Genomic DNA, 14436 nt, shown 5'->3' on the forward strand with positions numbered 1-14436 from the left:
TTCGGCGCCGCTACGCGGCCGACGGCCCGACGGGGGCCCCTGCGGGACTGCGTCGCACGGTCGCGCGGCGCACCATGGTCTCGTTCTCCCTGGTCAGATCCAGGATCGAGCGCAGCAGCGCGACCGGGGCCCCGCCGCTGCCCTCCTCGTACAGCCGGGTCTCCTCGCTGTAGGCCTTGCGGGCGATGCCGAGGTGCCGGGCGCGGAAGGTCTTCAGGAGGCGCAGCACCCGGCCGAGTGCCTCCGCGGAAGCGGTCAGCGAGGGCGGCAGCCGGTCGGCGCCCTCCCAGCTGACGGCGGCGGAGAGCTTGCTGACCGCCGACACCCCGCCGCGGTGCCGGGCGTGGAAGGCGCGCCAGGCGGGCAGCGCGTAGGGCACGGACTCGGTGAGGAAGGCCTGGTAGGCGGGGTCGGAGCGGTCGCACTGCCAGAGGGTCAGGTCGATCAGCCAGAGCGGGACCTGCGCGGCGGCCGGTCCGAGGTAGTCCCGGCCGTCGACCTCGACCTCCTCGAAGTAGGGGCGCAGGACGGTCGCGAAGAACTCCGGCGGCACCTGGGCCACCGTGAGGTCGATGGAGTCGACCATGGCCCGCACGTGGCGGGCGACCCGGTCGAGGGCGGCGGCGAAGCCGGGGTCGTACGGTTCGAGCCGGGCGACGCGGCCGCAGTCGTCGAGTGCGGCGACGAGGCCGGGGAAGACCATCCGGACGGCGTCCTGGAGCCGGGCCTCCGTCGGATGGCCGGTGTACGTGCGGCGGCGCGGGCCGGGCGGGTTCCAGGTCGTGTAGTGGTGGACGGTGTCCCGGGGGATCATGTCGGTGCGTCGGCCGAGGAGTTCGAAGACGGGCAGGGCCTCGGGCACGGCGGCGAGGGGCTGGACGCCGTGGCGTTTCAGCGAGCCGAGCAGGATGCCGAGGTCGCGCATGGCGGCGAGTGCGTGGCCGACGCTCCACTGGGCGGCACGGTCCAGGTCCGGCACGAGGGCGCGGAGCGCGACGGTGAGGGCGGCGACGTCGGCGTCGGCGTTCATCGCGGGGACGGCGGCGAGCAGTCCGTCGGCGCCGAGCGGGTCGGCGGTGCGTATGTCCTCGGTGCGGTGGCGCGGGTCGCCCAGTTGCACGGGGGTTCCTCCTGTTCGGGGCTCGGTTCGCCGGAGAGGAACGGCTCACCCGCCGGTGGTCGGGGGGCAGTGGTGCTGGTGCGGGCGGTCAGCGGCGGTCGTTGATCCGTCTCCCGCGTGGCGGGGCCGGGGCCGGGCGGGGCGGGTGGAGGCGGAGGGAGGCGAGTGCGGCCGCGGCGGCGAAGGCGGCGCCGGTGAGGAGGGCGGCGCGGTGGCCGGCGGTCTCGGCGGCGGCCCGGGTCGCGTCGGCGGCCTCCGTACGGCCGGTGGCGACGGCCACCAGGACGGCGAGGCCGAGGACGGAGCCGAACTGCTGGCTGGTGTTGACGAGTCCGGAGGCGAGTCCGGTCTCCTCGGCGGTGGCGTCGGCCGTCGCCGCCACGTTGGTGGTGACCATGACCAGCGGCAGGGCGGCGCCGAGGACCAGGCTGGGGGCGAGGACGGTGTCCGCGAAGCCGCCGTCGGGGGTGAGGGCGAGGGCCAGCCAGAGGGTCCCGGCGCAGAGCAGGGCGAATCCCAGGGTCATGGTCCGGTGCAGGCCGAGGCGGAAGATGATCCGGCCGGTCTGCGGGGCGACCGCGACGACGACGAGGGAGAGCGGCAGCAGGCCGAGGCCGCCGCCGAGCGGCGACTGTCCGAGTACGTCCTGGAGGTAGAGGCTGACCAGGAAGAACATCGGGAAGAGGGTCGTCTGGGCGAGGGCGGCGAGGGTGTTGGACAGCCGGAGCGCGGGGCGGCTCAGCACCGCCGGCGGGACGAGCGGCGCGGCGGCCCGCCGCTCGACGGCGGCGAAGGCGAGCAGCAGGGCGAGGCCGGCTCCTCCGGCGCCGAGGGTGCGGGCGGACAGCCATCCGGCCTCGGCCGCGCCGACCAGGGCGTAGGCGAGGAGTCCGAGGCCGGCGGTGGCGGTGAGCGCCCCGGCGAGGTCGAAGCCGCCCGGGTCGGCGGCCCGGGTGGGGCGGTCCAGGATGCGGAGGGCGAGGGCGGCGAGAACGGCGGCGAGCAGGACGTTCAGCCAGAAGGTGGCGCGCCAGCCGAGGAGGTCGGTGACGACGCCGCCGAGGACGGTGCCGAGGACGCCGCCGAGGCCTCCCATGGCGGCGAAGGTGCCGAGCGCCCGGTGCCGGGCCGGGCCGTCGGGGTGGAGCAGGAGCAGCAGGGCGAAGGCGGCGGCCGCGGCGAGTGCGGCGCCGACGCCCTGGGCGGCGCGGGCGGCGACGAGGGCGTCGGTGCCGGGGGCCAGCCCTCCGGCGGCGGAGGCGGCGGCGAGCAGGCCGAGGCCGCCGAGGAAGACCCGCCGGTGGCCGAGGAGGTCGGCGACCCGGCCGCCGAGGAGGAGCAGGCCGCCTAAGGTGATGAGGTAGGCGTTGGCGACCCAGGAGAGTCCGGTGGAGCCGGCGGCGAGGTCGTCGCCGACGGAGGGCAGGGCGACGTTGACGATCGCGGTGTCCATGATGAGCAGGAGCTGGGTGGCGGCGAGCAGGGCGAGCGCCCCGCGTCGTGGCGCCGGGGCCGTCGTCACCGGGTCGTCCCGAGGCCGTAGCCGTCGAGGCAGGCCCGTGCGAGGTCCTCGCAGTCCTCCGCGGCGCCGGCCCGGGTCTGCATGGTCAGGTAGACGTGCGGGGCGCCGTGGTAGAGGCGCTCGTACTGCTCGTGGCGTCCGGCGAACTCGGAACCGAGGGCGTCCCAGGCCAGCTTGAGCAGCTTGACCCGGTCCTCGGCGGGGTGCTCGCGGGTGCCGAAGTAGCGGCGGACGAGGGGCCCGAGGTCGGGGTGCAGGAGGTCGCGTCCGCTGGCGGGGAGCTGGACGAGGGCGCCGCCCGCGAGGAGCCGGATGTCCTGGACGGCGCGGGGGTAGAGCTCGCCGGCCATGATCCGCTGGGCGAAGGAGATGTCCTGGCCGGGGCGGACGCCGCCGCGGCCGCCGTCGACCTCCTCGTACGAGGCTTCGGCGGCGAGGACGAAGGCCTTGGCCTGGGCGACCGCGCCGAGGAGCCGGCCGACGGCCTGGGTGACGGGCGGGAGGTCCTCGGTGCCGTTCGAGCGGGTGATGAGGATGGCGAGTCCGGTGAGGAACTCCAGTTTGGTCCAGAAGCGGGTCGCGGACTGGTGGACGAAGTTGAGGTAGGCGGGCGTCTGCCACCAGACGGCGCCGGTGGTGGCGGGGTCGCGGTGGGTGAGGACCCGTTCCCAGGGCACGAACACGTCCTCGCAGACCAGCATCGCGTCGTTCTCGTCGTACCGGGAGGACAGCGGCTGGTCGTAGACGGACCGGGAGCGTCCCTCGTAGGAGGTGCGGGAGATCAGTCTGAGGCCGGGGGTGTCGACGCGTACGGCGAAGGTGACGGCGTGTTCGGTGTCGTCGGCGGCGAGCGGTTCGATGGTGCCGACGAGGATCTCGTCGGCGAAGACGGCGCCGGTGCCGACGGTCTTGGCGCCGCGGACGACGATCCCGCCGTCCCGTTCGGCCACGACCCGCAGGGTGAGGTCCTCGCCGCCGTGGCCGGGGGCCGGGTTGCCGAGGGTGAAGGCGCAGTGCAGGTCGTCCTCGGCGAGCCGGCGGTGGAGGGCGAGGGCGTGTGCGGCGCCGTCGAAGGCCTCGCCGGTGAAGACGGCGGGCGCGGCGGCGAAGCCGGCCGATCCGGCGGCCATGTAGTCGGGGGTGCGGCCGAGGAAGCCGAAGCTGGCGCGGGCCGTGGTGCGGAAGGCGCGGCGGCGGGCGACGAGGTCCTCGTAGGAGCGGGGCACGCGGGAGGCGAGGCGTACCCCGTCGCGGACGAGGTCGGGGTGGTGGGCGGGGTCGTCGGCGAGGTCGTAGAGGCCGGCGAAGGAGGCCGCGGTGGAACGGAAGGCCGGGTGGGCGGTGACGTCCTTCACCCGTTCGCCGTCGAGCCAGACCTCGCGTCCGTCGCGCAGCCCCTCCAGATACTCCTGCCCGGACCTCGTCACCGGTGTGTCGCCTCTCCTCGGGTGTCACGGCTCTGCCGGTCCCGAGCCTGTCCGGGGCGACCCGTCCGGACAATGAGCGTCCGGCCAGGGGTCCTTAATAACCGGCCAGGGAGTCCCGAAGATGTCAGGTCGGCGGATCCGGGGCGAGGTCCCGGAGGTCCGCCGCGGGGCTCCCGGCGGCCGGCCGGTGCCGTCAGGCGGCCCGGTCGGCTCCCGCGCGGTACTCCCCCGGGGTGACGCCGAACCATTTGCGGAAGGCCAGGTGGAAGCCGACGGCGCTCTGGTAGCCGACGCGGGCGGGCACCGCCGACTGGGGGAGGCTGGTCTCGGTGAGGAGCCGGCCCGCCTCGTGCATCCGGCGGGCGGCGAGGTAGCGGGCGGGCGACTCGCCGACCAGGTCGCGGAAGGAGGCGGTGAACGCGGACCGGGACATGCCGACCTCGCGGGCGAGGGAGTCGATGGTCCAGGGGTCGGCGAAGCGGGTGGCCATCATGACGACGGCACGGCTGATGCCGGGGTGCCGCAGCAGCGGCAGTGAGGCCGGGTTGCCCGCGAGTTCGCGGAGCAGCGGCCGGAGAGCCAGGACCAGGGCCATCTCGAAGGCCCGCAGGGTGATGAGCCGGTCGCCGGGGCCGACGGGCCGGTCGGGAGCGGCCAGCAGCCGCAGGGTGTCGCGGAGCAGCGGCTCGCGGTCGACCTGGGGTCCGTCGAGGACGAGTGCCCAGGGCAGCGAGGTGTAGAGGTCGGTGGCGGCGCTGGCGTCGTAGTGCAGACCGGCGCAGAGGAGGCGGCTCTCGGGGCCGCTGCCCTCGATGACGATCTCGCCGGAGGTGCCGGGCTGCCGTTCGGGCAGGACGGCCTTGAGCGGGAGGCCCTGGCGCTCGGGCCGGTCGGAGAGGCGGTGCGCGGTGCCGGTCGGGAAGACGACGAGGTCTCCGGCGTGGAGTTCGAGGGGGGCCTCGTCCTCGGTGGTGATCCAGCAGTCGCCCTCGACGACGTAGTGGAGGACGGCGCAGCTGCGTTCGGCGTCGCCCTCGATGGCCCAGGGGGCGCGGACGTGCCAGCGGCTGTCGAAGACCCCGGTGAGCCGGAGGGGTTTGAGCAGTTCGCTCAGCAGGTCGTCCTGCTCGTCCTGGTCGGGCTGCTGTGCGTGACGGTCGGTTCCCACGATTGCCATGGACGATCCTTCAACTTCCGCCCCGGTTTGTTAATTGAACGGCCGAAGCCGTGGCGGCGAGCCTGGGGGGACGCCGACACGACAGCCGGGAAAGTCTATCGAAGGGCCTCAGAACACATGTCCAGTGAGAATCCGATGCGGGTGGCGGTCGTGGGCGCGACGGGTTTCCAGGGGGGTGCGGTGGCGCGTCTGCTGGCGGAGCGGCAGCACGGGGTGCGGACGCTGACGCGGCGGGCGTCGGCCGACCGGCCGCCGCTGCCGGGGGCCTTCTTCCTCTCCGGCGACCTGGGCCGGCCGGACGACGTGCGGCAGCTGTTCGAGGGGACGACCCACGCGTTCATGACGATGCCGCTGGTGTACGAGGCGGACCGGGTGGAGGCGTACGCGCGGAACGTGGCGGAGGCGGCCCTGGACGCGGGGACGGAGCGGCTGGTCTTCAACGCCAACACCCGGATCCCACTGGGTCCGACGGACGTGGCGGCCTTCGAGACGCGCCGGCTGGCGGAGCGGGTGCTGCGGGACAGCGGGGTGCCGCTGGTGGTGATCCGGCCGCCGGTGTACCTGGACAACCTGTTCTCGCCGTGGAACGGGCCGTCCCTGGTCGACGACGGGGTGCTCGCCTATCCGCTGCCGGCCTCGGCGCGGACGGCGTGGCTGTCGCACCGGGGTCTGGCGGAGGCGGCGCTGGCGGCGCTCACCCGGGAGGACCTGGAGGGCCGGACGTTCGACATCGGCGGCGAGCGCTCGCTGACGGGCGGTGAGCTCGCGGAGGCGTTCGGCCGGGGGCTCGGGCGGGCGGTGCGGTACGAGGAGCTGGATCCGGCCGCTTTCGAGCGGGGCCTCGCCGGGCTGCTGGGCCCGGCGACGGCGGCGGGCGTGGCCGGTATCTACCACTTCATGGCGAGCGGGGCGGATCCGCTGCTGATGGCGGACGACGACGGCGTGTCCACGGAGGTCCTGGGCCTCGAACCGGCTCCGGTGGAGGAATGGGTGGCGCGCCAGCCCTGGCAGGTGTGGTCCTCGGACACGTCTCCCCGGCACTGATCACGTCCTGGGCGAAACGGCCCCGTCCCGTCCGGGACGGGGCCGTTTCCGTGCCGCGGGCCGGAGCGGCGGGGAGAACGGCGCGGACCTTTCCCTGTCCGGTGTCCGGGGTTGCCGCCTCGGCTACGTCCTAGTAGTTAACAAAGCGCCTGGATTGCCCGCCCGAAGACCGTGGAAGGCTTTTGCGGTACCCCCTCGAACCCGTCTCCCTTCGACCTCTGTTCATCCCTGTGGACCCGCCATCCGAGTGAACGCGGACAGGAGCGGCCATGCCCGCAACCCGTCGGCCGTCGACGGAGCTAGAAAGAGCGCACAACCACCACCCGCACCCCCGTAACCCGTCAGGTGATGCTGTGAATCCGCTCATGGGACGCATTCCCGTGCTGGACGTACGCCCACTGGTCGACTGCGGCCGACGCCCCGCGAAGGCGGTGGCCGGAGAGACCTTCGAGGTGACGGCGACCGTCTTCCGCGAGGGGCACGACGCCGTCGCCGCGAACGTCGTGCTGCGCGGCCCGTCGGGCCGCCCCGGCCCCTGGACGCCGATGCGCGAGCTGGCGCCGGGCACCGACCGGTGGGGGGCCGAGGTCACCCCGGACGCCGAAGGCCTGTGGACGTACACCGTCGAGGCGTGGAGCGATCCGGTGGCCACCTGGCGCCACGTCGCGAAGATCAAGATCCCGGCCGGGATCGACTCCGAGCTCGTCCTCGCCGAGGGTGCCGAGCTGCACGAGCGGGCCGCGAAGGGAGTGCCCAAGAAGGGTGGCGCCCGGGAGGCGGTGCTCGCCGCGGCGGACGCGCTGCGTGACGCCTCCCGGCCGGCCGCCGGCCGCCTCGCGGCGGCTCTGAACCCCCGGGTCGTGGAGTCCCTGGACCGCCACCCGCTGCGCGAACTGCTGTCCGCCTCGCCCGCGTTGCCCCTCCGGGTGGAGCGGGAGCGCGCCCTGTACGGCTCCTGGTACGAGTTCTTCCCGCGCTCGGAGGGTGTCCGGACGGTCGAGGGCCGCACGGTCCCGGGCTCCTTCCGCACGGCGGCCGAGCGGCTCCCGGCGGTGGCCGCCATGGGCTTCGACGTGGTCTACCTGCCGCCGGTGCACCCGATCGGCGAGACCCACCGCAAGGGCCCCAACAACACCCTCTCCGCCGCGCCGAACGACGTCGGCGTGCCGTGGGCGATCGGCTCGCCGGAGGGCGGACACGACGCGCTCCACCCGGATCTGGGGACCTTCGAGGACTTCGACGCCTTCGTGGCGCGGGCCCGGGAGCTGCGGCTGGAGATCGCGCTGGACTTCGCGCTCCAGTGCTCCCCCGACCACCCGTGGGTGGAGAAGCACCCGGAGTGGTTCCACCACCGTCCGGACGGATCGATCGCGTACGCGGAGAACCCGCCGAAGAAGTACCAGGACATCTACCCGATCGCGTTCGACGCGGCCGCCGACAACATGGACGGGATCGTCGCGGAGACGGTGCGGATCCTGCGGCACTGGATGGACCACGGGGTGCGGATCTTCCGCGTCGACAACCCGCACACCAAGCCGGTGGTGTTCTGGGAGCGGGTGATCGGCGAGATCAACGCCGCCGACCCGGACGTGATCTTCCTGGCGGAGGCCTTCACCCGGCCGGCGATGATGCGGACCCTCGGCGCGATCGGCTTCCAGCAGTCGTACACGTACTTCACCTGGCGGAACACCAAGGAGGAGCTCACGGAGTACCTGACGGAGCTCTCCGGCGAGACGGCGGCGCAGATGCGGCCGAACTTCTTCGTGAACACCCCGGACATCCTGCACGCCTACCTCCAGAAGGGGGGCCGGCCGGCCTTCGAGGCGCGCGCGGTGCTCGCGGCGACGCTGTCGCCCTCCTGGGGCATGTACGCCGGGTACGAGCTGTGCGAGGGCACCGCCCTGCGGGACGGCAGCGAGGAGTACCTCGACTCGGAGAAGTACCAACTCCGGCCGCGTGACTGGGAGTCGGCGGAGCGGGCTGGGCGGACGATCTCCCCGCTGATCACCGCGCTGAACCGGATCAGGCGCCGCAACCCGGCGTTGCGGCGCTTGCGGAACATCACGTTCCACGACACGGACAACCCGCAGGTGATCGCGTACAGCAAGCGTTCGGGTTCGAACATCGTTCTGGTGGTCGTCAACCTCGACCCGCACCACACCCAGGAGGCGACGCTCTCGTTGGACATGCCGGAACTCGGCCTCGACTGGCACGAGACCGTGCCGGTGCGCGACGAGCTCACCGGCGAGACCTATCACTGGGGCAGGGCCAGCTACGTGCGCCTGGAACCGGGTGTCACGCCCGCGCACGTCCTCGTCCTGCGACCGTCCCCGCAGACCGGAGGGTCACCCACCTCATGACTGTCAACGAGCCCGTCCCCGACACCTTCGAGGACACCCCCGCCAAGGACCGCGATCCCGACTGGTTCAAGCGGGCGGTGTTCTACGAGGTCCTCGTCCGCTCCTTCCAGGACAGCAACGGGGACGGAGTCGGCGATCTGAAGGGCATCACGTCCAAGCTGGACTACCTCCAGTGGCTGGGCGTGGACTGCCTCTGGCTGCCGCCGTTCTTCAAGTCCCCGCTGAGGGACGGCGGCTACGACGTCGCCGACTACACGTCGGTGCTGCCGGAGTTCGGCGACCTGGCCGACTTCGTGGAGTTCGTCGACGCGGCCCACCAGCGCGGGATGCGCGTGGTCATCGACTTCGTCATGAACCACACGAGCGACCAGCACGAGTGGTTCCAGGAGTCGCGGCGCGACCCCGACGGACCCTACGGCGACTACTACGTCTGGGCCGACGACGACAAGCAGTACGCGGACGCCCGGATCATCTTCGTCGACACCGAGTCCTCGAACTGGACCTTCGACCCGATCCGCAAGCAGTACTACTGGCACCGGTTCTTCTCGCACCAGCCCGACCTCAACTACGAGAACCCGGCGGTGCAGGAGGAGATCCTGTCCGCGCTCAAGTTCTGGCTCGACCTGGGCATCGACGGCTTCCGGCTCGACGCCGTGCCGTACCTGTACCAGCAGGAGGGCACCAACTGCGAGAACCTCCCCGCGACCCACGCCTTCCTCAAGCGGGTCCGCAAGGAGATCGACGACCACTACCCGGACACGGTGCTGCTGGCCGAGGCCAACCAGTGGCCCGAGGACGTCGTCGACTACTTCGGGGACTTCCGCTCCGGCGGCGACGAGTGCCACATGGCGTTCCACTTCCCGGTGATGCCGCGGATCTTCATGGCCGTGCGGCGCGAGTCCCGCTACCCGGTCTCGGAGATCCTGGCGAAGACCCCGGAGATCCCCTCCGGCTGCCAGTGGGGCATCTTCCTCCGCAACCACGACGAGCTCACGCTCGAGATGGTCACGGACGAGGAGCGCGACTACATGTACGCGGAGTACGCCAAGGATCCGCGGATGCGGGCCAACATCGGCATCCGCCGCCGCCTCGCCCCGCTCCTCGACAACGACCGCAACCAGATGGAGCTGTTCACCGCGCTGCTCTTCTCGCTGCCGGGCTCCCCGGTGCTGTACTACGGCGACGAGATCGGCATGGGCGACAACATCTGGCTGGGCGACCGGGACGGCGTCCGCACCCCGATGCAGTGGACCCCCGACCGGAACGCCGGCTTCTCCTCCTGCGACCCGGGACGGCTGTACCTTCCGGCCATCATGGACCCCGTCCACGGCTACCAGGTCACCAACGTCGAGTCGGGCATGACCTCGCCGTCCTCGCTGCTGCACTGGACGAAGCGGATGATCGAGATCCGCAAGCAGAACAGGGCGTTCGGGACGGGCACCTACACCGAACTCCCCGCGTCCAACCCGGCGGTACTGGCCTTCCTCCGGGAGGACGGCGACGACCTGGTCCTCTGCGTGAACAACTTCTCGCGGTTCGCGCAGCCGACCGAACTCGACCTGCGGCGCTTCGACGGAGCCCAGCCCGTCGAGCTGATCGGCGGGGTGACGTTCCCGGCCATCGGCCAGCTCCCCTACCTCCTGACCCTTGCGGGACACGGCTTCTACTGGTTCCGTCTCAAGAAGGGCTGACCCACGGTCGGTTCTGATTCGTCCGAGGTGGGGCGGTTTCCTCCCGTCCCACCCTGGGCACTGTGACCCACACACGTTCCACCGCACGATTCAGGTCCATCCGGGCCTTCTTGCCGGGCCCATACGGATCTTCCCCCTCCGACACGTCCCGCACATCCGGACAGCCCCAGCCGCCATCCGGGACACTCTGCGCATTTGAACGCATACGACAGTTCTCTGCGCGCCCCGGGGAAAGGACGCGATGCCATGCCGGAGACCGCATCCACCACCCGGGCCCCGGACGCCCTCCTTCCGTCCCTCGCGCCCCTGCTCCACGAATGGCTGCCCCGGCAGCGCTGGTTCGCGGGCAAGGGCCGCCGGGTCACCGGATTCACGCTGGACGCGGCCACCGAGCTGCTGCCCCTGGACGGCGCCGGACCCGGTCTTCTCCATCTGCTCGTACGGGTCGAACAACCCGGCCGCCCGGCCGGAGCACCCGCCGACTGCTACCAACTGCTCCTGGGCGTACGGACCCAGCTGCCACCCCGCCTCGCCCCCGCCCTGATCGGGCGGATCCGGCAGGGGCCGCTCGCCGGACGCGCCGTGTACGAGGGGCTGCGCGACCCGCGGCTCGCCGGCCTCCTCTACGAGCGGCTGCGCAACCCGGGCCGGACCGGCCCGCTGCGCTTCCACGCCACCACGGCACTGCCGCCCGCACTCGCCCCCCGGGTGCTGGACGCCGAGCAGTCCAACTCGTCCCTCGTCTATGGAGATTCGTTCATTCTCAAGATCTTCCGACGGGTCAGTCCGGGGGCCAACCCCGACCTGGAGCTCCCCCTCGCCCTCGCGGGCGCCGGGTGCGCCCGGGTCCCGGCACCGGTCGCCTGGTTCGAGTCGGGCGCGGCGACGCTGGGCGTCCTCCAGCCGTACCTCCGCGACTCCCGCGACGGCTGGCGGCTCGCCCTCGACGCGCTCGCCGACGGACGGGACTTCGCCGCGGAGGCGCGGGCGCTCGGCCGGGCCACGGCCGAGGTCCACCTGGCCCTCGCGGAGGCGCTGCCCACCCGCCGGCTCGGCCGGGCCGAGACGGAGCGGCTGGTGGCCGCCATGGACCGCCGGCTGCACACGGCGGCGCAGGCCGTGCCGGCGCTGCTGCCGTTCGTCCCCGGCCTGCGCGCCGTCTTCGCGGCGGCGGGCGGCACGGCCGGGGAAGGGGTGGTCCAGCGCATCCACGGCGACCTGCACCTCGGGCAGACGCTGCGCGGGTCCGACGGCGGTTGGGCCGTCATCGACTTCGAGGGCGAGCCGGCGAAGCCGCTCGACGAACGGCGCAGCCCGCAGCACCCGGTCCGGGACGTGGCCGGCATGCTCCGCTCCTTCGACTACGCGGCCCGCACGCACCGGCCGTGGAACGCGGACTGGGCGGCGCGGAGCCGGGCGGCGTACTGCACCGGGTACGCGGAGGCGGCGGGCGAGGACCCGCGGACGGACCCGGCGCTGCTGCGGGCCTACGAGACGGACAAGGCGGTGTACGAGGTCGTGTACGAGGCCCGGCACCGGCCGGACTGGCTCCCGGTCCCGATGTCGGCCATCGAGCGCCTGGCGGCCCCGGAATGACCCCGCCACCCCGCATCCGCTCGCAGAGGCCCGGGCCGGGCCCGCCGGTCACGCCCCGTTCGGCGCAGTCGTTCGCACCCTCCCGCCTGCACCGACCCACCCGCCCCCGTTCGGCCGAGTGTCCCGTTCCCTTCCGACACCGTTGCGCATCCGTACCCCCCGTATCCCCCAGGAGGCATCCCGGTGACCGCCCGCCCCGCAGGCAAGACGGCCCGCAGCAGCACCACGACCGGCAAGCCGGCCAAGGCCGGCCGGACCGCCGCGCCCCCGGCGCCCCGGCAGGCGCCACCGCTCGACCCGGGCGACCGGGCCCGGCTGCTCGCCGGTGAGCACCACGACCCGCACGGCGTGCTCGGCGCGCACCCGGTCCGGGGCGGGGTGGTGGTCCGGGTGCTCCGCCCGTGGGCGAAGGAGGTCACCGTGCTCGCGAAGGGCCGGCGGATCCCGCTCCGGAGCGAGGGCGACGGGTTCTTCTCCGGGCTGCTGCCCCTGCTCCGCAAGGTCCCCGCGTACGAGCTGCGGGTCCGGTACGAGGACGGTCGGGACGAGCTCGCGGTCCACGACCCGTACCGCTTCCTGCCCTCCCTCGGCGAGCTCGACCTGCATCTGATCGGCGAGGGGCGGCACGAGGAGCTGTGGACGGCCCTGGGGGCCCGTCCGATGACCCACGACGGGGTCGCCGGGACCCGCTTCGCCGTGTGGGCGCCGAACGCCCGCGGCGTCCGCGTGACGGGTGACTTCACGCACTGGGACGGCACGGCGCTGCCGATGCGCTCGCTGGGTTCGACGGGTGTGTGGGAGCTGTTCGTGCCCGGGATCGGCGAGGGCGCGCTGTACAAGTTCGACATCACCCGGCCGGACGGGACGCACACCGTCCGGGCGGACCCGATGGCCCGGCGCACCGAGTGCCCGCCGAACACCGCGTCGATCGTGACGGCCTCGCACCACACCTGGGGCGACGCCGAGTGGATGGCCCGGCGGGGGACGCGGCCGCCCCACGAGGCGCCGATCTCCGTCTACGAGGTCCACCTGCCGTCCTGGCGGCCGGGGCTGAGCTACCGGCAGCTGGCGGAGCAGCTCCCCGCGTACGTCCGGGACCTCGGCTTCACCCATGTGGAGCTGATGCCGGTCACCGAGCACCCCTTCGGCGGCTCCTGGGGCTACCAGGTCACCGGCTTCTACGCGCCGACGGCGCGGATGGGCACGCCCGACGACTTCCGGTTCCTGGTCGACGCGCTGCACGCGGCGGGCATCGGGGTGCTGATGGACTGGGTCCCGGCGCACTTCCCGAAGGACGACTGGGCGCTCGCGGAGTTCGACGGCAGGCCGCTGTACGAGCACGAGGACCCGCGCCGCTCGCACCACCCCGACTGGGGGACGCTGGAGTTCGACTACGGCCGCAAGGAGGTGCGGAACTTCCTGGTGGCGAACGCCGTGTACTGGTGCCAGGAGTTCCACATCGACGGGCTGCGGGTGGACGCGGTGGCGTCGATGCTCTATCTGGACTACTCGCGGGAGCACGGCGAGTGGCTGCCGAACGAGTTCGGCGGCCGGGAGAACCTGGACGCGGTGGCGTTCCTGCAGGAGATGAACGCGACGGTGTACCGGCGCTGCCCGGGGATCGTGACGTTCGCGGAGGAGTCGACGGCCTGGGACGGTGTGACCCGGGCGACGGACCAGGTGGGGCCGGGCGGCTTCGGCGGTCTGGGCTTCGGGATGAAGTGGAACATGGGCTGGATGCACGACTCCCTGGAGTACGTGCAGAAGGAGCCGGTGCACCGGAAGTACCACCACCACGAGATGACGTTCTCGATGGTGTACGCGTACAGCGAGAACTACATCCTGCCGATCTCCCACGACGAGGTGGTGCACGGCAAGCGGTCGCTGGTGTCGAAGATGCCGGGCGACTGGTGGCAGCAGCGGGCCAACCACCGGGCGTACCTGGGCTTCATGTGGGCCCATCCCGGAAAGCAACTCCTTTACATGGGGCAGGAGTTCGCGCAGGGGGCGGAGTGGTCGGCGGATCACGGCCCCGACTGGTGGCTGCTGGATCCGGCGTACGGGGCGGAGCCCGACCACCGGGGCGTCCGGGACCTGGTCCGGGATCTGAACACGGTCTACCGGGCGACGCCCTCGATGTGGGAGCGGGACACCGCGCCGGACGGCTTCCAGTGGGTGGTCGGCGACGCGGCCGAGGACAACGTCTTCGCGTTCCTGCGTCTCGACGCGTTCGGCTCGCCGCTGCTCGCGGTGTCGAACTTCTCGCCGGTGGTCCGGCACGACTACCGGCTCGGTGTGCCGGACGCGGTGGTGGCCTGGTCGGAGGTGCTGAACACGGATGCCGGCCGGTACGGCGGCGGGGACGTGGTGGGGCGCGATCCGGTGAAGGCGGAATCGGTTCCGCACCACGGGCGGGCGGCCAGCATCCGGATGACGCTGCCGCCGCTCGCGACGGTCTGGCTGCGGCCGGCGTGACCGGTGGAGTGGGCGGCCGGGCGC

The 14436-nt window shown here is 72.8% G+C and carries 9 protein-coding genes; 5 read left to right on the plus strand and 4 right to left on the minus strand.

Features of this window, described 5'->3' with window-relative positions:
• Positions 1 to 10 precede the first annotated feature (10 nt).
• The 4 genes from ACF09E_RS16640 to ACF09E_RS16655 all read right to left on the minus strand — a co-directional run bounded on the left by ACF09E_RS16640 (position 11) and on the right by ACF09E_RS16655 (position 5246).
• The gene (locus ACF09E_RS16640; RefSeq protein WP_392205841.1) at positions 11 to 1120 is read right to left on the minus strand and encodes a monodechloroaminopyrrolnitrin synthase PrnB family protein; all 1110 of its coding nucleotides are present in this window, start codon (positions 1118 to 1120) and stop codon (positions 11 to 13) included.
• An 88-nt stretch (positions 1121 to 1208) separates the two neighbouring features.
• Entirely contained in the window at positions 1209 to 2642 is a 1434-nt protein-coding gene (locus ACF09E_RS16645; RefSeq protein WP_392205842.1) for an MFS transporter, read from the minus strand.
• Positions 2639 to 4069: a 4-hydroxyphenylacetate 3-hydroxylase family protein gene (locus tag ACF09E_RS16650; protein ID WP_392205843.1), complete on the minus strand. Its 1431-nt coding sequence runs from the start codon at positions 4067 to 4069 to the stop codon at positions 2639 to 2641. Before ACF09E_RS16650 ends, ACF09E_RS16645 begins: the two co-directional genes overlap by 4 nt.
• Before the next feature lie 193 nt (positions 4070 to 4262).
• On the minus strand, positions 4263 to 5246 hold the full coding sequence (locus tag ACF09E_RS16655) for an AraC family transcriptional regulator (RefSeq protein WP_361854254.1): 984 nt from the start codon (positions 5244 to 5246) through the stop codon (positions 4263 to 4265).
• Positions 5247 to 5363: 117 nt separating this feature from the next.
• Between ACF09E_RS16655 and ACF09E_RS16660 the strand changes: the two genes are divergently transcribed.
• From ACF09E_RS16660 to glgB, 5 genes are all read left to right on the plus strand, one after another.
• Complete coding sequence (locus ACF09E_RS16660; protein WP_392205844.1) at positions 5364 to 6290, plus strand: SDR family oxidoreductase; 927 nt, start codon at positions 5364 to 5366, stop codon at positions 6288 to 6290.
• Between the two features lie 365 nt (positions 6291 to 6655).
• Positions 6656 to 8650 (plus strand): alpha-1,4-glucan--maltose-1-phosphate maltosyltransferase, encoded by a 1995-nt coding sequence (locus tag ACF09E_RS16665; RefSeq protein ID WP_392205845.1) that lies wholly within the window; start codon positions 6656 to 6658, stop codon positions 8648 to 8650.
• Positions 8647 to 10341, plus strand: coding sequence for a maltose alpha-D-glucosyltransferase (treS, locus tag ACF09E_RS16670; RefSeq protein WP_388793600.1), 1695 nt, complete (start codon positions 8647 to 8649; stop codon positions 10339 to 10341). Before ACF09E_RS16665 ends, treS begins: the two co-directional genes overlap by 4 nt.
• 246 nt (positions 10342 to 10587) lie before the next feature.
• Positions 10588 to 11937 carry a maltokinase gene (locus ACF09E_RS16675; RefSeq protein ID WP_392205846.1) on the plus strand — a complete coding sequence of 450 codons (1350 nt, stop codon included), beginning with the start codon at positions 10588 to 10590 and terminating at the stop codon, positions 11935 to 11937.
• Between the two features lie 183 nt (positions 11938 to 12120).
• Positions 12121 to 14412 carry a 1,4-alpha-glucan branching enzyme gene (gene glgB / locus ACF09E_RS16680; protein WP_392205847.1) on the plus strand — a complete coding sequence of 764 codons (2292 nt, stop codon included), beginning with the start codon at positions 12121 to 12123 and terminating at the stop codon, positions 14410 to 14412.
• The last annotated feature ends 24 nt before the right edge of the window (positions 14413 to 14436 follow it).

Origin of the sequence: Streptomyces sp. NPDC014891, from assembly GCF_043081085.1 — a bacterium.
Lineage (GTDB): Bacteria > Actinomycetota > Actinomycetes > Streptomycetales > Streptomycetaceae > Streptomyces.

What these genes read in the sequence shown, in the direction of transcription:
- ACF09E_RS16665 (WP_392205845.1), top strand. Translation starts at nt 6,656, where the DNA reads ATGGGACGCATTCCCGTGCTGGACGTACGCCCACTGGTCGACTGCGGC.
- ACF09E_RS16660 (WP_392205844.1), top strand. Translation starts at nt 5,364, where the DNA reads ATGTCCAGTGAGAATCCGATGCGGGTGGCGGTCGTGGGCGCGACGGGT.
- treS (WP_388793600.1), top strand. Translation starts at nt 8,647, where the DNA reads ATGACTGTCAACGAGCCCGTCCCCGACACCTTCGAGGACACCCCCGCC.
- ACF09E_RS16675 (WP_392205846.1), top strand. Translation starts at nt 10,588, where the DNA reads ATGCCGGAGACCGCATCCACCACCCGGGCCCCGGACGCCCTCCTTCCG.
- ACF09E_RS16655 (WP_361854254.1), bottom strand. Translation starts at nt 5,246, where the DNA reads ATGGCAATCGTGGGAACCGACCGTCACGCACAGCAGCCCGACCAGGAC.